At 67.7% G+C, this 20,944-nt stretch carries 21 protein-coding genes and 1 tRNA gene; 13 read left to right on the forward strand and 9 right to left on the reverse strand.

The window, feature by feature from the left end; all coding sequences use genetic code 11:
• From Ga0080574_RS18325 to Ga0080574_RS18370, 10 genes are all read left to right on the forward strand, one after another.
• Positions 1-963, forward strand: coding sequence for a sugar phosphate isomerase/epimerase family protein (locus tag Ga0080574_RS18325; protein ID WP_076703038.1), 963 nt, complete (start codon positions 1-3; stop codon positions 961-963).
• A complete protein-coding gene (locus Ga0080574_RS18330; protein WP_076703040.1) occupies positions 960-2,408 on the forward strand; it encodes an alkaline phosphatase family protein in 1,449 nt (482 codons plus the stop codon). The genes Ga0080574_RS18325 and Ga0080574_RS18330 overlap by 4 nt, the downstream gene beginning before the upstream one ends.
• A gap of 75 nt (positions 2,409-2,483) precedes the next feature.
• On the forward strand, positions 2,484-3,224 hold the full coding sequence (phnF, locus tag Ga0080574_RS18335; RefSeq protein ID WP_237219281.1) for a phosphonate metabolism transcriptional regulator PhnF: 741 nt from the start codon (positions 2,484-2,486) through the stop codon (positions 3,222-3,224).
• Positions 3,217-3,651, forward strand: coding sequence for a phosphonate C-P lyase system protein PhnG (phnG, locus tag Ga0080574_RS18340; RefSeq protein ID WP_076703042.1), 435 nt, complete (start codon positions 3,217-3,219; stop codon positions 3,649-3,651). Before phnF ends, phnG begins: the two co-directional genes overlap by 8 nt.
• Entirely contained in the window at positions 3,651-4,193 is a 543-nt protein-coding gene (gene phnH, locus Ga0080574_RS18345; protein ID WP_076703044.1) for a phosphonate C-P lyase system protein PhnH, read from the forward strand. The genes phnG and phnH overlap by 1 nt, the downstream gene beginning before the upstream one ends.
• Positions 4,194-4,196: 3 nt before the next feature.
• Positions 4,197-5,252 (forward strand): carbon-phosphorus lyase complex subunit PhnI, encoded by a 1,056-nt coding sequence (locus Ga0080574_RS18350; protein ID WP_076703046.1) that lies wholly within the window; start codon positions 4,197-4,199, stop codon positions 5,250-5,252.
• Positions 5,249-6,148, forward strand: a complete 900-nt coding sequence (locus tag Ga0080574_RS18355; protein ID WP_076703048.1) for an alpha-D-ribose 1-methylphosphonate 5-phosphate C-P-lyase PhnJ — start codon at positions 5,249-5,251, stop codon at positions 6,146-6,148. Before Ga0080574_RS18350 ends, Ga0080574_RS18355 begins: the two co-directional genes overlap by 4 nt.
• On the forward strand, positions 6,145-6,948 hold the full coding sequence (locus Ga0080574_RS18360) for an ATP-binding cassette domain-containing protein (protein ID WP_076703050.1): 804 nt from the start codon (positions 6,145-6,147) through the stop codon (positions 6,946-6,948). Before Ga0080574_RS18355 ends, Ga0080574_RS18360 begins: the two co-directional genes overlap by 4 nt.
• A 126-nt stretch (positions 6,949-7,074) precedes the next feature.
• Positions 7,075-7,782, forward strand: coding sequence for an ATP-binding cassette domain-containing protein (locus tag Ga0080574_RS18365; RefSeq protein WP_076703053.1), 708 nt, complete (start codon positions 7,075-7,077; stop codon positions 7,780-7,782).
• Entirely contained in the window at positions 7,769-8,938 is a 1,170-nt protein-coding gene (locus Ga0080574_RS18370; protein WP_076703055.1) for an alpha-D-ribose 1-methylphosphonate 5-triphosphate diphosphatase, read from the forward strand. Before Ga0080574_RS18365 ends, Ga0080574_RS18370 begins: the two co-directional genes overlap by 14 nt.
• A 21-nt stretch (positions 8,939-8,959) precedes the next feature.
• On the opposite strand, the gene Ga0080574_RS18375 is transcribed toward Ga0080574_RS18370, so the two are convergent.
• The 4 genes from Ga0080574_RS18375 to Ga0080574_RS18390 are packed head-to-tail and all read right to left on the reverse strand — an operon-like array spanning position 8,960 to position 12,834.
• Positions 8,960-10,078 (reverse strand): DNA polymerase III subunit delta', encoded by a 1,119-nt coding sequence (locus Ga0080574_RS18375; RefSeq protein WP_076703057.1) that lies wholly within the window; start codon positions 10,076-10,078, stop codon positions 8,960-8,962.
• Positions 10,075-10,701, reverse strand: a complete 627-nt coding sequence (tmk, locus tag Ga0080574_RS18380) for a dTMP kinase (protein WP_076703059.1) — start codon at positions 10,699-10,701, stop codon at positions 10,075-10,077. Before tmk ends, Ga0080574_RS18375 begins: the two co-directional genes overlap by 4 nt.
• Positions 10,698-11,873 carry a D-alanyl-D-alanine carboxypeptidase family protein gene (locus Ga0080574_RS18385; protein ID WP_076703063.1) on the reverse strand — a complete coding sequence of 392 codons (1,176 nt, stop codon included), beginning with the start codon at positions 11,871-11,873 and terminating at the stop codon, positions 10,698-10,700. The genes tmk and Ga0080574_RS18385 overlap by 4 nt, the downstream gene beginning before the upstream one ends.
• 52 nt (positions 11,874-11,925) lie before the next feature.
• On the reverse strand, positions 11,926-12,834 hold the full coding sequence (locus Ga0080574_RS18390) for an SPOR domain-containing protein (protein WP_076703065.1): 909 nt from the start codon (positions 12,832-12,834) through the stop codon (positions 11,926-11,928).
• 222 nt (positions 12,835-13,056) lie between these two features.
• Here Ga0080574_RS18390 and Ga0080574_RS18395 point away from each other — a divergent pair.
• A tRNA-Ser gene (locus Ga0080574_RS18395) sits at positions 13,057-13,146 on the forward strand.
• A 390-nt stretch (positions 13,147-13,536) separates the two neighbouring features.
• Here the strand turns inward: Ga0080574_RS18395 and Ga0080574_RS18400 are convergent.
• On the reverse strand, positions 13,537-13,974 hold the full coding sequence (locus Ga0080574_RS18400) for a DMT family transporter (protein ID WP_076703067.1): 438 nt from the start codon (positions 13,972-13,974) through the stop codon (positions 13,537-13,539).
• Entirely contained in the window at positions 13,971-14,489 is a 519-nt protein-coding gene (locus Ga0080574_RS18405) for a GNAT family N-acetyltransferase (RefSeq protein ID WP_076703069.1), read from the reverse strand. Before Ga0080574_RS18405 ends, Ga0080574_RS18400 begins: the two co-directional genes overlap by 4 nt.
• A 57-nt stretch (positions 14,490-14,546) precedes the next feature.
• On the opposite strand from Ga0080574_RS18405, the gene Ga0080574_RS18410 reads away from it, so the two are divergent.
• On the forward strand, positions 14,547-15,101 hold the full coding sequence (locus tag Ga0080574_RS18410) for a helix-turn-helix domain-containing protein (protein ID WP_076703071.1): 555 nt from the start codon (positions 14,547-14,549) through the stop codon (positions 15,099-15,101).
• A gap of 190 nt (positions 15,102-15,291) precedes the next feature.
• Here Ga0080574_RS18410 and Ga0080574_RS18415 read toward each other — a convergent pair whose 3' ends face one another.
• The 3 genes from Ga0080574_RS18415 to Ga0080574_RS18425 form a co-directional block, all read right to left on the reverse strand.
• Entirely contained in the window at positions 15,292-15,717 is a 426-nt protein-coding gene (locus Ga0080574_RS18415; RefSeq protein WP_076703073.1) for a universal stress protein, read from the reverse strand.
• Positions 15,718-15,729: 12 nt separating this feature from the next.
• Positions 15,730-18,357, reverse strand: coding sequence for a TRAP transporter permease (locus Ga0080574_RS18420; protein ID WP_076703076.1), 2,628 nt, complete (start codon positions 18,355-18,357; stop codon positions 15,730-15,732).
• A 127-nt stretch (positions 18,358-18,484) separates the two neighbouring features.
• Positions 18,485-19,450: a TAXI family TRAP transporter solute-binding subunit gene (locus Ga0080574_RS18425; protein ID WP_076703078.1), complete on the reverse strand. Its 966-nt coding sequence runs from the start codon at positions 19,448-19,450 to the stop codon at positions 18,485-18,487.
• A 124-nt stretch (positions 19,451-19,574) separates the two neighbouring features.
• On the opposite strand from Ga0080574_RS18425, the gene Ga0080574_RS18430 reads away from it, so the two are divergent.
• Complete coding sequence (locus tag Ga0080574_RS18430) at positions 19,575-20,897, forward strand: aspartate aminotransferase family protein (protein ID WP_076703080.1); 1,323 nt, start codon at positions 19,575-19,577, stop codon at positions 20,895-20,897.
• Positions 20,898-20,944 lie beyond the last annotated feature (47 nt).

A 20,944-nucleotide genomic window follows, 5' to 3' on the forward strand; every position in this document is an offset into this window, starting at 1 on the left:
ATGACCCAACCCGACACCCTTGTCCGCGAGGACGTCGCCGCGACCGGCAACATCGTCGCCACCGGCTTCAACACCGGTGCCGAGAGCGACCTGAGCAAGCTCGACGCGCGGCTGGCGCATATGGCCGAGATCGGCTGCACCGGCGCCGAGATCACCGCCACCGGGCTCGACGCGGTGGTGTCCTGCCGGCTGCTGCCCGAGCGGGTGGCGCAGATCCGCGAGATCATGGCGCGCTATCCGCTGAGCTATTCCATGCACGCGCCCATCGCCATCAATCTGATGGACGAGGCGCATGGCGATCTGATGCAGAAGGCCGCAACGGTCTCCATGGAGCTGGCCGCCGAGATCGGCGCCGGCGCCGTGGTGATCCATCCCGGCCGTTGCCATCCCGATGACTGGGCCGCGCGCCCGGCCGATCTGCTGGCCTATGAGCTCGACCGCCTCCGCCCGGTCGCCGACCGTGCGGCGGAGCTTGGGGTGGCCATCGCCTATGAGAACATCTCGCCCAACCGCCGGGTGATCGCGGGGGAGGAGACTTCCTATTCGCTCGATCCGCGCCAGCTCGCCGATCAGTTGGCGGCGCTCGATCATGATGCGGTCTTTGCCTGTCTCGACATCAGCCACGCCCAGCAGGGCGCGGTGCTCTGGGGGTTCGACATGATCGCGGCCTGCGACGCGCTGGCGCCGTGGATCGGCCATATCCATTATTCCGACAGCACCGGTCTGCCGGCCACCTTCCCATGGACGCATGAGGGCGAGCGGCATTTCTTTGGCGTGGGCGACATGCACGCGCCCAAGGGCATGGGCTCGGTGGATTTCGAGGCGCTGGCCGACCGGCTCACCGTGCGCCCCGGCACGCGCATCGTCATCGAGATCAAGCGCACCTTCCACAATCACGCAGAGCTGGCGACGCTGAAGGCGGCGCAGGACTTTGCCGCCCGCGTGAACGGAGCAACGGCATGAGCGTGATCGACAAGGCGGTTGTCGTCGTCTTCGACGGGCTGCGCCCCGATCTCATCGACGAGGCCATGCCCAACCTGCGCGCCTTTGCCGGCGAGAGCCTGCGCTTTTCCCGCGCGCGCTCGGTCTTTCCCTCGCTCACCCGGGTCTGCACCACCAGCCTCGCCACCGGCAGTTGGCCGGAGCGGCATGGCATCGTCGGCAATGCCTTTCACATGCCGCAGGTGGTGCAGGGGCGGCCGCTCGACACCTCGGATTTCGCCCATCTGGCGCGCATGCGCGAGGTTCTGGGCGAGATCGTCACGGCGGACAGTCTCGGCCAGGCGCTGGCGCGCGCGGGCAAGCGCATGGCCACGGTGCATGCGGGTTCGCCCGGCTCGGCCTTTCTGGTGAACCACGATGTGGCGCGCAACGGGCACTGGACGTTTTCCGTGCACGGGCGCGACAAGACGCAGACCCCCGAGGCGGTGGACCGCGCCATGGTGACCTGCGGCCCGCTGCCGGGGATGGAGATCCCCAAGCTGGATGCGGTGGGGTATGCGGGCCGGGTGCTGCGCGAGCTGGCCATCGCGCAGGACCGCGCCGATGTCGCCTGGCTCTGGCTGCCCGAGCCCGACACCTCCTTTCACTATCGTGAGATCGGATCCGAGGCGAGCCGCGAGGCCCGCCGCGCCGCCGATGCCGTCTTTGGCGAGATCGTCGACCAGATCCGCAGCGGCCCGGAGGCGGAGCGCACCGCCATCGTGGCGCTCTCCGATCACGGGCAGATCTCGACCGTGGAGGAGATCGACCTCGCGGGGGATCTCGCTGCCGCCGGGCTGCGGGCCAGTTCCCGCCCCGAGGACGATACGCATTTCGCCATGACCGACGGCGCGGCGGGCGAGCTGCGCGCGCTGGGCACCGATCCGGGGCTCATGCGGGCGGCTGTTTCGTTTCTTCGGGAACACCCGAAGGTGGGCGCGGTCTTTGCCCGCGATGCGCTTTGCGACGATCTGCCGGGCACGCTGCCGCAATCGCTGCTGCGCCACGGCCATGCCCGTCAGCCGGATCTGTTCTACGTCATGCGCGCGGATGAAGAGCCCGATGCCTACGGTCTCCCGGGCCGGCGCGCCTATACCGGCGGTGTGCCGCTGGGCGGCGGTATGCATGGCGGGCTCAACCGGCACGAGATGGCCACCACGATGATCTGGCAGGTGCCGGGCGGGCGCACGGGCGTCGAGGATGCCCCCGCCGCGCTGGTCGATGTGGCACCGACGCTGGCGGCTCTGATGGGGCTCACGCTTTCCGCCGATGGCCGCGCGCTGCCGCTGATGGCGCCCGAGGCCGAGGCGGCGCGGCTGCTGGAAACCCGGGGGCAGGGCGGCGATGGCGGCTTTACCCTGCGGCGGCTGGCGCAGGGCGACCGGATCTATCTCGACGCGCTGCTGCGCGACGGCGATCCCGCCTGAGCGCGGAATTCTCGCAACTTTCATGGCGCCGTCATGCCCCTGTCATTCGGCGGCGCCACTCGTGGAAACATCCGAATGAATTTTGTGGAACGGGCGATGGCGAAATCGGGAAACTGGGAACGGGCGCGCGAGTGGATCACCCGCAGCATCGAGAGCCAGGCGCTTGCCGAGGGCGACCGGCTGCCGACCGAGGGTGATATCCAGCGTCTCGCGGGCGTCGGGCGGCATTCGGTGCGCCGCGCCGTCGCCACGCTTGCCGCCGAGGGCGTGCTGAGCGTGGAGCAGGGGCGCGGCACCTTCGTGCGGGCCAAGCCGCCGATCCTCTATCGCATCGGTGCCCGCACGCGCTATCGCGAAAACCTCATTGCCCAGGGCATTGTGCCCTCCGGTGATCCCATCGCCGCCGAGATCGTGCCGGCGCCGCATGAGGTCGCCCGCGCGCTGGCGCTGGAGCCTGGCGCGCGCGTACATCGCGTGCTGCGCCGGGGCCGGGCCGACGGGCGCCCGATCAGCCTGTCGCGCGCCTATCACGATGCTTCCCGCTTTCCCGATCTCGGCGCGCGCCGGCAGGCGGGCGTTTCGGTGACCGAGATCTACCGCGATCACGGCATCGGCGAATATCACCGGCTGGAGACCTCGCTCTACGCCCGCCTGCCCGAAGGATGGGAGGCGCGCGAGCTGGAGCAATCCGCCGATCAGCCGGTGATCGTGATGTGCAAGACCGATGTCGACGACGCGCGCCACCCCATCGGCTTTTCCGAGGCGATCTGGTCCGCCGGGCGGGTGCGCTTTTCACTGGAGACGGAGCATGACTGAGACCGCTGTTACAGAGGCCTCCGAGCGGCTGAGCGTGCTGGCGCGCATGGCCCCCGAGCGTATTTCGGAAGAAGCCGAAATACTGTTGCCGGCGCTGGGAGATATCGAGGTGCTCCAGAGCCGCAGCGGTCTGGTGATGCTGCCGATGCGCGACACGGTGACGGGCACCGATTTCCATCTGGGCGAGGTGCTGGTGAGCGAGGCGCATATCCGGCTGCCCGGCGGCACCGAGGGTTATGGCATGGTCACTGGCCACGATCTGGAACGCGCCATGGCGATGGCGGTGATCGACGGCGCGCTGGCGGCGGGGGTCGACGTGGAGCGCCTGATCCGCGTCATCGCCGAGGAGGCCGCCCGTCAGGCGGAGGATGACCGCGACACCCTTCGCGCCATCGAGGCCACCCGCGTCGATATGGAGACCTTCTGATGCAGACCGCCCCGCACCCCGACGCGCGCGAGCGGCGCGACAATGCCAGTTTCCACGCGCTGATGATGGCGCTGTCACGCCCCGGCACCGTGCAGGAGCTGCCCGAACCGGGCGCCGGACCCATCGCCGCCGCGCTGCTCGACCGCGAATGTCGCGTCTATGCTGACGACGCGGCGCTGAGCGGGCACCTGCGCCAGACCGGCGCGGCGCTCGTTCCCTTGGCCGAGGCCGACCACCTGTTTGTGTCGCTGGACAGCGCCGCTGGGGTGACCGCACTCGGGGCGGCGCAGGTCGGCTCCTTCCTCTATCCCGACGGCGGCGCCACAGTGATCGCCCCGGCGCGGATCGGCGAAGGGGCGCATCTGACCCTGACCGGACCGGGCATAGACGGCAGCGTGAGCTTGCAGCTCGGCGGGCTCGACCCCTCGCTATGGGAGGCGCGGCGCAGGCTCTGCCGTTATCCCGAGGGGATCGACCTGTTTTTCATCGACGGCGCCCGGGTGATCGGCCTGCCGCGCTCGACCGCCGTGCAGGAGGGCTGAGCCATGGCCTATGTGGCAACCAGAGGGGGCGAGCGCGCCATCGAACAGGCGGAACGGCTCTACCGTGCGCAGATGGGGGAAATCACGCCGGCGCGCGTTGCCGAGATCGAGCGCGCCCTGCCCAGCCTCATCGACCGGGTGATGGGCGAGGCCTCGCTCTACGCCCCCGACCTTGCGGCGCTCGCGCTGGCGCAATCGGGCGGCGATCTTTACGAGGCGCTGCTGCTGCTGCGGGCCTGGCGCAGTACCCAGCCGCGCTTGCAGATCGCGGCGCCGGTGACGCAGGGCCGGATGCTGACGCACCGCCGTATCTCGGCAGCCTTCAAGGACATCCCCGGCGGGCAGATCCTCGGACCGACGCTGGACTACAGCCATCGGCTTCTGGCGACCGAGGTGGTGCAGGGGAAGAGCTTCACGCCTGTGCCGGTGGAGAAGGCGGCAAGGCCCGCGCCGGCCTGCCATCCCTCGCTGGCGGAATGGCAAAAGGCGCAGGGGCTGGTCGAGGCGCCGACGCTGGCGCCGGTCGACCGCGACGCCATTCCCGACCTGACGAAAGAGCCGCTGCTCTTCCCGGCCAAACGTGCCCATACGCTGCAAAGTCTGGCGCGGGCCGATACCGGCGGCGTTCTTGCGCTCGGCTATTCGGCGATGCGCGGCTATGGCAACGCGCATCCGACGGTGAACGAGCTGCGGCTCAGCGAGGCCGAGGTGATCGTGCGCCATCCCAATGGCACCGAGTTCAGCGCCGGGCGGGTCAAGACCAGCCAGGCCGAGGTGGTGACCACCAGGGGGCAGGGCAAGCTGCGGCTGGGGTTCTGCGCGACGCTCGGCTGGAACGAGGTCAAGACCATCGCGGGCGCCACGCTCGACCTGAACGCGGCCGGAGCGCCCAAGGGCTCGCCGGTGAACGAAGAGTTTTTCCTCTACCATACCGAGCCGGTCGAAAGCTCGGGCTTCTGCATCCACTTCAAGCTGCCGCATTACGTGACCTTCCAGTCTTCGCTGGATGCGCTTCGCGACGCGAAGGCACAGCGCAACAAGACGGAGGAACCGGCATGAGTCTCGACACGCTCACACGGCCCTGGAAGGCGTTTTCCTACGGATTTCTGGACGCTTCGGCAAAACGCGAAATGCGCCGCAAGATCCTCAAGGCCATCGCGGTGCCGGGTTGTCAGATGCCTTATGCCAGTCGCGAAGTGCCGATCGCGCGCGGCTGGGGCACTGGCGGCTTGCAGGCGACGCTGACGCTGGTCAATCCGGGCTCGGTCGTCAAGGTGATCGACCAGGGCGCAGACGACAGCGTCAACGCCGCCTCCATCCGGCGCTTCATCGCGCGGGTTTCTGGCGCGGCCACGACGCTCGACACGGTGCAGGCGACGATCATCCAATCGCGCCACCGGGTGCCCGAGGAAAAGCTGCGCGCCGATCAGGTGCTGGTCTTGCAGGTGCCCAACCCCGAGCCGCTGCGCCCGGTGGAACCGAACATGTCCGTTGCGCGCCAGATGCATGCGGATGCGGATTACGGGCGCATGTGGTTGCAGCTCTACGAGCAGATCGTGCGCGTGGGCCGGGTGATGCAGGGGGCGTCCTATCCCTCGCTGGTCAATGGGCGTCATGTGATGACGCCCTCGCCGATCCCGCGCTGGGATGTGCCCAAGCTGAACATGGCGAAGCATCTGACGATCCTCTCGGCGGGGCGGGAAAAGCGGCTCTTCGCGGTGCCGCCCTTCACCCGGGTCGAACCGCTGGTCTTCGACGACGTGCCCTATCGGGTCGAGGATCACGCCGGGCTGACCTGTCGTCGCTCCGGTGCCCGGGGAGTGTTTATGAACGAAATTCCGCAGGAGGACGGCACGTCTCAGCACGAGGTGTCTGACAGCCAATTGGGCGTGAAGCTGCTGAACGGCGAGGAGCCGGGCGAGATGTGGTATCGCGATGGGGTGTTCCGGCCATGAGCGAGGTGATGGAGCGCGCGGCGCCGCGTTTGGTGCGGGCACAGCCGCTGCTGCGCATGGCGGATGTGTCGAAACGCTATGGCGATGTGGCGGCGCTGGAGCATGTCTCGGCCGAGGTCTATCCGGGCGAGGTGCTGGGCATCGTCGGCGAGAGCGGTTCGGGCAAGTCGACCCTGCTGCGGATGATGAATCTCGAGGAGCTGCCGGACGAGGGGCGCTATGCGCTGGATCTGCCGGGGGTGCCGGAGGATCTCTTTGCCATGGACGGCTATGCGCGGCGGATGCTGCGGGCGCGTCATATCGGCATCGTCTATCAGAACCCGCATCTCGGGCTGCTGATGAAGAACTCGTCGTCGGGCAATGTCGCCGAGCGGCTGCTGGTGGCCGGCGAGCGGCGGTTTTCGGTGCTTCGGGAAAAGGCGAAACAGTCGCTCGACGCGTCGGAATTCCCGCTGGAGCGCATGGATGCGCCTCCCATCGAGCTGTCGGGCGGCATGCAGCAACGGGTGCAGCTTGCCAAAGCCATCGCGTTGGAACCGGCGGTTCTGCTGCTCGACGAGCCGACCACGGGGCTGGATGTGAGCGTGCAGGCGCTGGTGCTGGACACGCTGAAGCGGCTGCAACGGGAGCGGCGGATCACCATGGTGATCGTCAGCCACGATCTGGGCGTGATCCGCACCATGGCGGACCGGGTGATGGTGATGCGCCGGGGGCGGGTGGTCGAGGCCGGGCTAGTCGATCAGGTCTTTCAGGACCCGCAGGCGGCTTATACCCAGGCGCTGGTCCATGCCAAGCTTTGAGGGGATGGGGATGATCGGGACGGGCACCGCAGCGCGGGCAAATTCCTTCGAAGGAATTTGCAAGAGTTTTCGAAAACTCTTGCGGCGCCCGGTCGGACGGACAGGCGAAAACAGTGAGGGCCGGGCATGACACAGCCGATCCTGCGGGTGGAAAACCTCGCCAAGAGCTTTCGCATGCATCATCTGGACCGCAGTCTGCATGCCTTCGAGGGGCTGAGCTTCAGCCTTGCCCCTGGCGAGTTCGTGCTGCTCTCCGGCCCCAACGGCGTTGGCAAATCCACCCTGCTGCGCACGCTCTATCGCTCTTACCTGCCGGTCGCGGGGCGTATCCTCTACGATGCGCCCGAGGGTGAGATCGACCTCGCGCGCGCGGCGGATGTGGACATTGCCCTGCTGCGCGCCCGCGAGATCGGTTTCGTGACCCAGTTCCTCACCGCACGGCCCCGGGTCGCCGCCGAGGATCTGGTGGCCGAACCGCTGCGCCGCGCCGGGCAGGATGCCGACAGCGCGCTTGTCGAGGCGCGGCGCTGGCTGGCGGAGTTCGGCGTCAAGCCGGAGCTCTGGCGCGCCTATCCCACCACCTTCTCCGGTGGCGAGCAGCAGAAGGTGAACCTCGCCCGCGCGCTGATCCTGCCGCAGCGCCTGCTGCTGCTGGACGAGCCCACCGCCTCGCTCGACGCCGCTGCGCGGGCGGCGCTGGTGCGGCGGCTGGAAGCTCTGAAACAACAGGGCGTGGCGATGATCGGGGTGTTTCACCATCCCGGCGATGTCGCCGCGCTGATCGACCGGGATATCCGGCTTGACCCAAAGGAGATGGCCCATGTGGCTGAGTGACTTCCGCATCGTCCTGCCCGACCGGGTGATCCCCAACGGCGCGCTCTGCATCGAAGACGGGGTTATTTCGGAGATTTCCGAAATGCCCGTCGCGGGCGCCGCGCTGGAGGGGCAGGGGCTGTTGCTGATGCCGGGCTTTGTCGACATGCATGGCGACATGATCGAGCGCGAGGTCGAGCCGCGCCCGAATGTGAAGATGCCGATGGAGCTGGGGCTGCGCGATCTCGACCGCAAGCTCAAGGTTTCCGGCGTGACGACCGGTTACGCGGCGGTCAGCTTCAATCCGAAATCCACCTATGGCCATCTGCGCAGCTACGACCATTCGCAGGCGATGCTGCGCGCGCTCAAGGGCATGCGCGGGGCGCTGAAGGTGGATCACAAGGTGCATGCGCGGTTCGAGGTCACCTTTCCCGGCGCGCTGGAGGTGGTCGAGGAGCTGATCTCCGAGGGCACGGTCGATCTGGTCTCGCTCACCGATCACACGCCGGGGCAGGGGCAGTATCGCGATCTGGAACGGCTGAAGGCGCGCACCGCCGCCGAGCGCGGACTTTCCGACGAGGAGGCGGCGCAGGCGGTGCAGGCGCGCATCGACGAGCGCCGGCAGGCGACCGGCGATCTGGCCGCCACGCTGGAGGCGATCTCTGGCACCTGCCGCCGCCATGGCATCGCTCTGGCCAGCCATGACGATGACACCGCCGAAAAGGTCGCGCTGATGGTTTCGCTCGGCGCCGCGATCAGCGAGTTTCCGGTGACCGAGGAGGCGGCACGCGCGGCCCGCGCGGCCGGGCTGATGACCGCGATGGGCGCGCCCAACGCGCTGCGGGGCGAGAGCTATTCCGGCAATCTCTCGGCGCGCGCGGCGCATAAGGCGGGGCTGCTCGATATTCTGGCCGCCGATTACCACCCCTCGGCGATCCTGCCGGCGGTGCTGGTGCTGGCGGCGCAGGATCCCGACGGGCTGGCCGGCGCCACCCGGCTCGCCTCCGCCAACCCGGCGCGGGCGCTGGGGCTGGGCGACCGGGGCGAGATCGCGCCCGGCAAGCGTGCCGATCTGGTGATCGCCGACGATCAGGGGGTGGGCCATGTGCGCATGACGTTCAGCGCCGGGCGCAAAGTGTTCTCGGACGGATCGCTGCGGATTGTGGCGGAGGGATGAAACCCACCCGGCAGGTGCGCCCTAGCTGACCTTGTGCAGTTGCAGGATCAGATCGAGCACCAGCGCCGCGGGATCGACATTGACCGCGCGGGCGTGGCGGGCGCGGTCGCCGGCCTGCTGCGCGACCTGCGCCCAGGCGCGGCCCCTGGCGGCGTCGGGAGAGAGCCGCGCGAGCATCGCCGCCTCGCCGGGCGCGGCCTCGGGCATTGGCGGCTGGCCGGTCACGCCGGCGCGGGCCAGCCGCCCCAGCGCGATATCCATCAGCGTCAGCGTCAGATCGAGCCGCGGCTCATTGGCCTTGCCGGCGGTGCTTTCGCCGAGAGCGATGGCGCGCGGGCGGTCGAGCCGGGGCAGGGTGTCGAGCAGCGCCACCAGATCGGCATAGAGCCGCAGCCCGTCATGGTTGAGCAGCCGCATCGCCGCGCCGACCGAGCCCGCCGAGAGCGCCGCCAGCGCCTGCGCGTCCTGCGGGCCGACCTGCGCGCCGGCCTGATCCAGCGCGGATTTCATGTCCTCGGGCGAGAGCGGCGCCAGCCGCAGCTCGCGGCAGCGCGAGCGGATCGTCGGCAGCAGCCGCGAGGGCTGATGCGCGACCATCAGCAGCGTGGTGCGTGCCGGCGGTTCCTCGAGCAGCTTCAGGATCGCGTTGGCGGCGCTGACGTTCAGCTCGTCCATGCAATCGACGATCACCACCCGGCGCCCGCCCTCGGCGGAGGACAGGGTGAAGAAGCCCTTGAGCTTGCGCACCTCGTCGACGGTGAGCTGGGTCTTGAGCCGCTTCGCCTTGTCGTCCCAGGCGCGGCGCAGCAGGAAAAGCCCGGGTTCGGAGAGCGCGGCCATGCGCCGGGCGACCGGATGGTCGGGGGCGATATCCAGGCTTTCGGGCGGTGGCGGCGCGCCGAAAAGCCCGTCGCCGGTATCCTCGGGCGTGGCCAGCAGGAACCGCGCGATGCGCCAGGCCAGCGTCGCCTTGCCGAGCCCCTTCGGCCCGGTTAGCAGCCAGCCGTGATGCAGCCGGCCATAATTATAGGCATCGAGGAAATCCCGCTCGGCCCGGGTCTGCCCGAAAAGCTGCTCGGTCTCGCGCGGATGCGGCGCGCCCTCGACGCGGTCGGGCTGGGGAATCTCGCTGTCGCTCATGCCCGCGCTTTTAGCGCGGCAAGCACATCCTCCGCCACCGCTTCCGGTGCGCGGTTGCCGTCGATCACCGCAAAGCGCGTGGCGAATTCCTCTGCCAGCGCCAGAAAGCCGGCGCGCATCTTTTCCTGAAGCCCGATTCCGAAATCCTCGAAACGCTCCTCGGCGGTGGCCCGCGCCTTGGCGCGCGACAGGGCCGCCGCCGGGTCCATGTCGATGAGGATGGTCAGATCCGGCTCCACCCCGATCATCAGATCGTGCAGCGTGTCGACCGCGCGGCGCAGGTCGCCACGCGACAGGCCCTGATACATGCGGGTGGAATCGGCAAAGCGGTCGCAGATCACCGTGGCGCCGCAGGCGAGGGCGGGCTGGATCGTGCGCTCCAGATGATCGCGGCGGGCGGCGGTGAAGAGCAGCAGCTCGGTCTCCGCCGACCAGCGCTCGGGATCGCCCTGAAGCACCAGCGCGCGGATCTCCTCGGCACCCGGAGAGCCGCCGGGCTCGCGGGTCAGCACCACCTCGCGCCCGTCTGCGCGGAGCGCCTCGGCCAGGAGCCGCGCCTGGGTGGATTTCCCCGACCCGTCGATCCCCTCGAAGCTGACGAACAGCCCCTTTCCTGCGCTCACATTGCCTCTCCGGCAGGCTCGTTGAGGCGGCTCAGCAGCTCCTGGCTGACCACCATCATGCGCTTGGCAAAGCCGCCGCCGGCCACCGCATGGGCGGCAAAGAGCGGCACCCGATGCTCGGGCAGGCCTTCGGGGCGGATGATCAGCTCGGCCAGTTTCTGGCCCTCGGCAATCGGCGCCTTGAGCGGGCCGGTATAGACCACCTCGGCATCGAGCCGCGTGCCCGGCGTCACCGGCACCAGCAGCGTCACGTCCTCGCGCGAGACGAGGCCAACGCTGTCCTCGGCGCCCATCCAGACCTCGGCGCTGGCGATCTCGGTCTCCTTGGTGACCAGCTTGCGCTCGGCAAACTGGCGGAAGGCCCAGTTGACGATGGCTTCGCTCTCTTCGGCACGGGCGCGCTCGCTTTCGAGCCCGGTCATGGCAAAGACCACGCGCCGCTCGCCCTGCTTGGCCGAGCCCACAAGGCCATAGCCGGCCTCGGAAGTATGGCCGGTCTTCAGCCCGTCGGCGCCGATATCGAGCCGCAGCAGCGGGTTACGGTTGTTGACGTTCTGCGGCGCGCGGCCGTCGAACTCAAAGCGGCGCTCGGCGAAGATCGGATAGAAATCCGGGAAATCGTCGATGATATGCGTGGCCAGAAGCGTCAGGTCGCGCATCGACATGTGATGCCCCGGCGCCGGCCAGCCGCTGGCATTGGCAAAGGTCGAGTTGGTCATGCCGAGCTGCTGGGCGCGGCGGGTCATCAGCTCGGCAAAGCCGGCTTCGGTGCCGTCGGGCGACAGCGCCTCGGCGATCACCGCGCAGGCATCGTTGCCCGACAGCACGATGATGCCGCGCAACAGGTCTTCGACCCGCACCCGGTCGGTGGTGTCGAGGAACATGGTCGAGCCGCCATAGGACATGGCATGCGACGAGACCGGCAGCCGCTCGTCGAGCCCGAGGCGCCCGTCGCGGATCGCCTCGAAGGCCATGTAGAGCGTCATCAGCTTAGACATCGACGCCGGCGGCAGGGCCTCGTCGGCATTCTTGGCCATCAGCACCGTGCCGGTTGTGTAATCGAGCACAAAGGCCGCGCGGGCGCGGGTGTCGAAGGCGCTGGCCTGGCTGGCCAGCAGCGCCAAGGCAGAGGCGGCGGCCAGCAGGCGGCGCAGGGAACGGGAAAGGATCATCGCGGCGGCTCCTCGTCCTTGTCCGCCCGGCGCCCGGGCGGGTCGGCGGCGGTCAGTTGGTGACGGCATAGGCGTCGGTAAAGCCTGCCGCCTTGATTTTCTTCAGCAGCGCCGCGCGTTCCGAGGCGTTCTGCGCCGGTCCGACGATGACGCGCCAGAAGGTTTTCCCGGAACTCGACTGTTTGAGAACCGTCGGCACCATACCGTCCTGCCGCATCGACGTCGCCGTGTTGTTGGCGTTCTGCTCGATGCTGAAGATGCCGATCTGGAGGAACGGCTTGTCGAGCGAGGAGGCGGGCTTGGCCGGCGGTGTCGGCGCGGTCTGCGGCGGGGTGGCCGGGGCGGTCTCCTGCGGCGGGGTTTCGGGCGCGGCGTCGATCGCGGCGGCGGCAGCGCCGGCGACCGGATCGAGCGTGCCTTCGGTCACGTCGGGGGCCTCGGGCATGGCGCCGGTATCGGGTTGCGCGGCAGCGGGCACCGGATCGGGATCGGCGGGCACCTCTTCGCGGCGCAGGGCGATCACGTCGAGATTGGTGGGCGCGCCGGCCAGCATGCCAAGCGCGGCGGCGGCGTCGGAGGAAACCTGAAGCCGCGGCCCCGGGTTCTCGCGCTCGCGGCGGAACAGCGCGCCGATGACGAATTGGCCGTTCTGCTGGTTGCGGATGATGGCGCGCTCGGGCTCCTTGACATCGGGGTGGGCGACCCAGACGCCGCCCAGCGAGGGGCGCCCGTCCCAGAGACCGGCTTCGGTGGCGTGGAAGATCTCGGGCGCCTCGATGTCGCGCTCGACGGTGCGCCCGGCGCGGCTGACCGTCTGGCCCTCTGCCGTTGCGCCCTTGTCCTTGGGTTGCAGGAAGGCGGGCATCTGGCTCTCGTCGCAGCCGCTCAGCACCGCGGCGCCGGCCAGCAGCAATACCGCCATGCGCGCCGTGCCGCGCCGCTTTGCAAACTCATCACCCATGTCGTGCCCCTTGCCTGTTCACCGGGGCGTCCGGCCCCTGCATCTGCTCTGTCCCCGGTCTTGATCGTCGGGGTTGTCGCGCGCCGGGTCTGCCGGCCCGGCCTTTGCCGCGAAGAGTAGCGTTTCGCCGGTATCAAGAAAAGCCCGCATTGCCGTCATCGGCGTTTTTCCGGCGCCTGGCCGCTTTCAGAATCGCGTGAGCGGAGCTAGAGCAGGCGAACCGGAGGTTTGGCAGAGTGGTCGAATGCGGCGGTCTTGAAAACCGTTGGGCGTGAGAGCGTCCCGTGGGTTCGAATCCCACAGCCTCCGCCAATCCCTGATTTCCTCCGTAACGTCCTGACGCGCGGAGTTGATCTCTCGCCGTCGGTGGGTTTTGCATACGCCCCGGCGGGTCGCCTCGTGACAGACGGCATGATGCGAGGTTGTGACAGGACTGCGGAAAGAGAGGCGGCAGCCTCAGCCCCCCTGCCCAACGCGCGACAATCGACTGCTCGTCGGGCGCATGGATCGTTCGGAACGGCATCTGCGACGCAAGGACCTTGGAGAGCTCAGGCATGTCCATTGTGGTCTTCGCCGTTGCGGCGCCGAGTTCGCCCACGACAGCACCGTGTTGATGGATCGCTTTGTCAGAGGCGATGCTTGAGGAGCAGCGTGTTGGTGTGATCCGACCGGTCACGGCACAATCGCGTTGGCGGACCGCGCTCAGCTCTTCGTGCCGAAGATCAGAACGATCCCGCCGATCAGGAGCACCAGCCCGACGATCTGTGCTGTGCCAAGCTGCACGCCGCGCCAGAGATCGTAACCGAGCCCGGCCAGAACCTGCGCCGAGACCAGTGCCGAGATCGTCAGCGTGGCGCCCAGCCGGGCATAGCCCGTCAGGCTCGCGAAGACGAAGAATGTGCCCAGCAGCCCGGGCAGCAGCAGCAGCCAAAGCCGCCCCTGGGCCAGCCGTGCAAAAGCTGCCGGCCCGTCGGTGCCGAGCGCGGTGGCGGTCAGCACCACCAGCCCCACCGCCGAGTTCAGCCAGAGCGCCACCCAGACCGATCCGGAGACCGCGCGCGCCTCCAGCATCAGCGCGTTTTGTAGCACCAGCGCGCTGCCGGCGGCGGCGAGCAGCAGCAGGGTCGCGAGCGGGCTCATGGCCGCGCTTCCGGTGTCGGGCGCGCATCCAGCAGGCGCTGCATGAAGGTCAGGTCGAGCCAGCGGCCGAATTTCGCGCCGACCTCTCGCATCTCGCCGGTGATCTCGAAACCATGCGCCTGATGCAGCCGGATCGAGGCCTTGTTGCCGCTTTCTATCCCGGCCACCATCACATGTTTGCCGATCCCGCTGGCGCGGGCGATCAGTTCGGGCAGCAGCCGCGTGGCGATGCCGCGCCCGCGCGCTTCGGCGCGCACATAGATCGAATGCTCCACCGTGTGGCGGTAGCCCTCCCAGTCGCGCCAGTCGCCGAAGCTCGCATAGGCCAGCACTTGCGCCCCGTCGCAGGCCACCAGAACCGGATAGCCCTGCGCCGTCCGGGCCTGCCACCAGGCGCGACGGTTCTCCAGATCGACCGGCGTCTCGTTCCAGATCGCGGCGGTGTTGCGCACCGCGTCGTTATAGATCTCCAGAATGCCGGGCAGGTCGGCCCCGGTCGCGTCGCGTATCTGCATGCGTGTCACCCTCCGAACGGGCTTGGCGGTGGCGTTTGTCTAATATATGAGACGATCATGACGGAAGGTCTAGGGCAAAAGATCCGCGCGGAGCGGGACAGGCGCGGCTGGTCGCTGACCGATCTCGCGGAGCGTTCGGCGGTGTCGCGCGCCATGATCAACCGCATCGAGCGCGGCGAGAGCAGCCCCACCGCCACGGTGTTGGGGCGGCTGTCGGGGGCGTTCGGGCTCACCATGTCGGAGCTGCTGGCGGCACCGGCGCAGGCGGCGACGCGGCTGTCGCGGGCGGGCGATCCGGCGCGGCTCTGGCAGGATCCGGAAACCGGCTATCTGCGCGAACGCATCGCCGCGCCGGCGGGCGAGGGGCGGGGACTCGACATCGTCCGCGTGACCCTGCCGCCCGGCGCGCGGGTGGATTTCCCGCCCGAGGCCTACAGCTTTCTGATGCAGTCGGTCTGGGTGCTCTCGGGGCGGTTGCTGTTCGAAGAGGGGGAGACGCGCTGGCAGCTCGGCCCCGACGACTGCCTGACGCTGGGCGCGCCGCAGCGCTGCGCCTTTGTCAATCCGGGGCAGGAGGCCTGTGTCTACGCGGTGGTGATTGCGCGGGTCTGAGGAAGGGGGGCGAGCCGGCCTCTATGGCGCGCCTCACGCGCCACCGCTTTGTGCCGGCGTGTTGCGGGGGATCCGAGACAACCCGCCCCGGACCTGATCCGGGGCCTCACCGGCTGCTCCGGCTGTGGTTTCTGTCTTTGTCCATCCCGGCGCCTGTGGCGCTTTTGGTCACGCGTCACGGACCTCGCCCTCAGCGGATCACCAGCACCGATTGCGGCGCGTGGCGCACCACGCGGGCGGCGTTGGGGCCGACGAGGTAATCCTTCAACGCCGGGCGGTTGGCGCCGACGACGATGGCATCGGCACCGACTTTCTGCGCCATCTTGATGATCTCGTGATAGATCGTGCCCTGCATCACATGCAGCTCGCCCAGCACCTCCGCCGGGATCGCCTCCGCCGCCCAGGCGGTGAGCTTTTCAGCCGCTTCGGCCTTGATCACATTGGCCTGGTCCGGTCCCAGATAGGAGCCCACCATGGCCATCCCCGAGCCGGGGATGACATTGATCACATGCAGCGTTGCGCCCTCGCATTGCGCCATGCGCACCGCCGCCTCGGCCACATGGCCCGATTCCGGCAGGTCGTTCATATCGACTGCCAAAAGGATCGTCTTGAACATCGCCTTTCCTCCTCAGAAGGCCGGTTGTTTCGCGCGCGGGCGCTGGATCATCACGACCCCCGCCAACAGCAGCAGCGCCGGGATGAAGAACCACTCCTTGGCGAAGCGCTCGCTTTCGACCTGCACCGCCGAGATCACCACCGGGCTGTCGCCGTAATAGTCGTACTCGGTGCCGAGCTGGTCGAAGAGCGGTGTGCCGGGGAAGGGTTCTTCCAGCAGCAGCCGGCCGTCCTCTTCCAGCACAGTCAGCCCCTGTGCCGACAGCGCCGCATCGGCATCGCCGGCCACGGCAGGGATCACCACCGTGGTGGGCCGCACCTTGCCGGTGTCGAAATCGGGCCCCTCGATCATCAGCCGCAGATCGACCCCGTCGGGCTCCTCGGCCATCAGCTCAAGCGCCGTGTTGCCGGAGGCGGTGACATAGGGATCCTCCACCATGTCGAGGAAGAAGCCCGGGCGGAACAGCATGAAGGCGATGAAGAGCAGCACGACGCTTTCCCAGAGCTTCGACTTGGCGATGAAGTAGCCTTGCGTCGCGGCGGCGAAGAGCAGCATCGCAAGCAGGGCCACGAAGAAGATGAACACCGCGTGAAAGAAATCCACGTCGATCAGCAGCAGGTCTGTGTTGAAGATGAACAGGAACGGCAAAAGCGCCGTGCGGATGTCGTAGCCGAAGCCCTGAAGGCCGGTCTTGATCGGATCCCCGCGCGAGATCGCCGCCGCCGCGTAGGCGGCAAGCCCCACCGGGGGCGTGTCGTCGGCGAGGATGCCGAAATAGAAGACGAACATATGCACGGCGATCAGCGGCACCACGAGGCCCACCTGCGCACCGACGCTGATAATCACCGGCGCCATGAGGCTGGAGACGACGATATAGTTTGCCGTGGTGGGCAGCCCCATGCCGAGGATCAGCGACAGCACCGCAACCAGCAGCAGCAGCACCATGAGGTTGCCGCCCGAGATCACCTCGATCACCTGGCCGATGACCTGATGTGCGCCGGTGAGGCTGATGGTGCCGACGATGACGCCGGCGGCGCCGGTGGCGACGCCGATACCGATCATATTGCGCGCCCCGAGGATGAGCCCCTGCACGAAATCGCCCCAGCCCGCGCGCGCCTCGGCGCCCACGTCATGGCGGCGGAACATCGCCTTGAGCGGGCGATGGGTGAGGGCGATGAAGATCATGAAGATCGTCGCCCAGAACGCCGAGAGCGCCGGCGACAGCCGGTCGAGCGTATCGGTCCGCACCATCAGGTTCCAGACCAGAATAAAGATCGGAATCGCAAAGTAGAGCCCGCCGATCAGCGTCGGCGTCAGGCGCGGCGCGGTAGGGGGCGCATTGGGATCGGTGTCTTCCTTGATCTCGGGAAAGCCCGCCGAGATCTTCAGCAGCACCAGGTAGAGCACGCCCACCAGCGCCACGGCGACATAGATCGAGCCGCCCATGATCGGGTCGAGCAGCGCGCGCAGCCCGATCATCAGGAAGGTCAGGATGCCGAGCGCGATGAAGCCCGACAGGAACAGGATCAGGATCATCAGCACGCCGATGCGGCGGCCGGGCTTCTCCAGCCCCTTGAGCCCCATCTTCAGGCTTTCCAGATGCACGATGTAGAGCAGAGCGATGTAGGAGATCACCGCCGGCAGGAAAGCGTGTTTGACCACGTCGATATAGGGAATGTTGACATATTCCACCATCAGGAAGGCCGCGGCCCCCATCACCGGCGGGGTGAGCTGGCCGTTGGTCGAGCTTGCGACCTCGACGGCGCCGGCCTTTTCCGCCGGAAAGCCGATGCGCTTCATCAGCGGAATGGTGAAGGTGCCGGTGGTCACGGTGTTGGCGATGGAGGAGCCGGAGATCATCCCGGTCATCATCGAGCTCAGCACCGAGGCCTTGGCCGGCCCGCCGCGCAGCGCGCCCAGAAGCGCGATGGCGACCTGAATGAACCAGTTGCCGCCGCCGGCGCGGTCGAGCAGGGCGCCGAACAGCACGAAGAGGAAGATCATCGAGGTCGAGACACCGAGCGCCACGCCGAACACGCCTTCGGTCTGCATCCAGTAATGGCCCAAGGCCTTCGACAGCGAGGCGCCGCCGTAATTGGTGATATTGCGTGCCCATTCGGAATAGCCTCCGAAGAAGGCAAAGGCGATGAAGGCGCAGCCGATGATCACCAGCGGCAGGCCGAGCGAGCGATAGACGGCAATCATCAGACAGATCATGCCGATGGCCGACATGGTGATGTCGGTGGTGCTCCAGAGGCCGGGGCGGCTGGCGATATCGAAGCGGAAGACCACGAGGTAGAGACAGGCCGAAACGCCGAGGATCAACAGCGCCCAGTCATAGGCGGGGATGCGGTCGCGCGCGGCGGTCTTGGTCAGCGGAAACGCCATGGTCGCGAGCGCCAGCGCGAATGCGAGATGCACGAAGCGCGCCTGCGCGACGATATTGGCAAAGATGCTCATCCCCGTCGCCTGGGCGATCATCCCGGGGATGCGCGAAGCGATGTAGAGCTGAAACAGCGACCAGACGATACAGGTGCCGAGGATAAGCGTGCCCTGCCAGTTCGTCGGGTTGCGCGCGCCGGTATCGGCCTCGGCCACCATATCGTCGGCAGTACGTTCCGTTGACGGCTGATCCACCATCGCCAAGTCCCCTCTGTTTTTTGGAAATATTTTATTTATTTATGGCGGGTTGCGCGGAAATCTTCGCGCAACCCGAGATGGTGTTCGGGCGCCGCGTGCGGCGCCCGGAAGGCGGGAGATCCCGCGCTTATTCGATCAGGCCCAGCTCTTTATAGGCCTTGTCGGCGCCCGGATGCAGCGGCGCGGAGAGGCCGTCCTTGACCATTTCCGCCGGGTCGAGATTGGCGAAGGCCGGGTGCAGCTGGCGGAAATCGTCGATGTTCTCCATCACCGCCTTGGCGACCACATAGACCACCTCTTCGGGCACCTCGGAGGAGGTCACAAAGGTCGCGCCCACACCAAAGGTTGTGGTGTCCTCGTCATTGCCCGCATACATGCCGCCGGGGATGGTAGCGACACGGTAATAGGGGTTGTCGGCGACCAGCGTGTCGATCGGCTCGCCCACCACATCGATGAGTTGTACGTCACAGGTGGTGGTGGCCTCCTGAATGGCGGCGGCGGGGTGACCGACGGTGTAGATCATCGCGTCGATATTGCCGTCGCAGAGCTGCTGCGCCATCTCGGCGCCCTTGTACTCGGTTGCCAGCGCCAGATCGTCCATGCCGATGCCGAAGGCGTCCATCACCACTTCCATCGTGGCGCGCTGGCCGGAGCCCGGGTTGCCCACGTTCACGCGCTTGCCGGCGATGTCCTCGAATTTCTCGACGCCGGAATCGGCGCGGGCGAGCAGGGTGAAGGGCTCGGGATGCACCGAGAACACCGCGCGCAGCTCGGGGAAGGGATTGTCGGAGAATTGCGAGGTGCCGTTATAGGCGTGGTACTGCCAGTCGGACTGGGCGACGCCGAATTCCAGCTCGCCGGCCTTGATGGTGTTGATGTTGTAGACCGAGCCGCCGGTCGATTCCACGGCGCAGCGGATGCCGTGTTCCTTGCGGCTCTTGTTCACCAGACGGCAGATCGCGCCGCCGGTCGGGTAGTAGACGCCGGTCACGCCGCCGGTGCCGATGGAGATGAACTGTTGCTCCTGAGCGGTGGCCGCGCCGGTCGTCACGAGCGCGCCGGACAGGATGGCGCCGAAGATGGATTTTTTCATCAGATCTTGCTCCCTGTGATCTTGATTGCATTTATAGTGATAATAGTGCCCAGAAGAGCGCAGGGAAGCAAATCGGGCAAGCCCGGCGCGAATTGACCGAACGTCAGCCCGGATGAGGAGCGCAATGTCGCATATTTTTCCGCGTCACACCAAAGCCTTGCCGCCGGTCGTGGCGCGTGCGGACGGGGCCTATCTCTACGACACCGACGGAAAGGCCTATCTCGACGGTTCCGGCGGCGCGGCGGTCTCCTGTCTGGGGCATGGCGATTCCAAGGTGATCGGCGCAATGAAGGCGCAGCTCGATCAGGTGGCCTTTGCCCATACCGGCTTTTTCACCTCCGAGCCCGCCGAGCGGCTGGCCGACCGGCTGGTCTCGCTCGCGCCCGAGGGGCTCGACCGGGTCTATGTGGTGGCCGGCGGGTCCGAGGCGATGGAATCGGCGCTGAAACTGGCGCGGCAGTATTATCTGGAGAAGGGCGAGCCGCAGCGGGTCAACATCATCGCGCGGCGTCAGAGCTATCACGGCAATACGCTGGGGGCGCTGGCCACGGGCGGCAATATCTGGCGCCGCGAGCCTTTTGCGCCGCTGCTGATCGACGTGCACCACGTCGCACCCTGCTATGCCTATCGCGGCATGGCGCCGGGCGAGACCGAGGAGCAATACGGCAAACGGCTGGCGGCGGAGATCGAGGCGGAAGTGCAGGCGCTCGGCCCCGAGACGGTCATGGCCTTTGTCGCAGAGCCGGTGGTCGGCGCCACGGCGGGGGCGGTGCCGGCGGTGCCGGGCTATTTCAAACGGATCCGCGAGATCTGCGACCGCTACGGCATCCTGTTGATTCTCGACGAAGTGATGTGCGGCATGGGCCGCACCGGCACGCTCTTTGCCTGCGAGCAGGACGGGGTGGCGCCGGATATCTGTGCCGTGGCCAAGGGGCTGGGGGCGGGCTATGCGCCCATCGGGGCGATGCTGTGCTCGGCGGAGATCTATGCGGCCATCGAAACCGGGTCGGGGTTCTTCCAGCACGGTCACACCTATCTCGGCCATCCGACCTCCTGCGCCGGTGCCTGCGCGGTGCTTGAGCGGCTGGTGGACGATCAGGTGCTGGGCCGGGTGGCGCCGATGGGCGCGCTGCTGCGCGGCGCGCTGGAGGAGCGGTTCGGCCAGCGGCCCTATCTGGGCGATATCCGCGGGCGCGGGCTGTTCCTCGGGCTGGAGCTGGTGGCGCATCGCGAGAGCAAGGCGCCCTTTGATCCGGGCCAGGGCGTGGCGGGAAAGCTCAAGAAAGCGGCCTTTGCCGAGGGGCTGATCTGCTATCCGATGAGCGGCACCATCGACGGGCAGAGAGGCGATCATGTGCTGCTGGCGCCGCCCTTCATCCTGACCGAGGATCAGGTGGGCGAACTCGTAGACAAGCTCGACCGCGCGCTCACGGCCGTGCTGGGCTGAGCCAAGCGTTTTCGAAAACGCTTGCAACTCTTTTCGAAAAGAGTTGC

This window comes from Salipiger abyssi (assembly GCF_001975705.1).
Lineage (GTDB): Bacteria > Pseudomonadota > Alphaproteobacteria > Rhodobacterales > Rhodobacteraceae > Salipiger > Salipiger abyssi.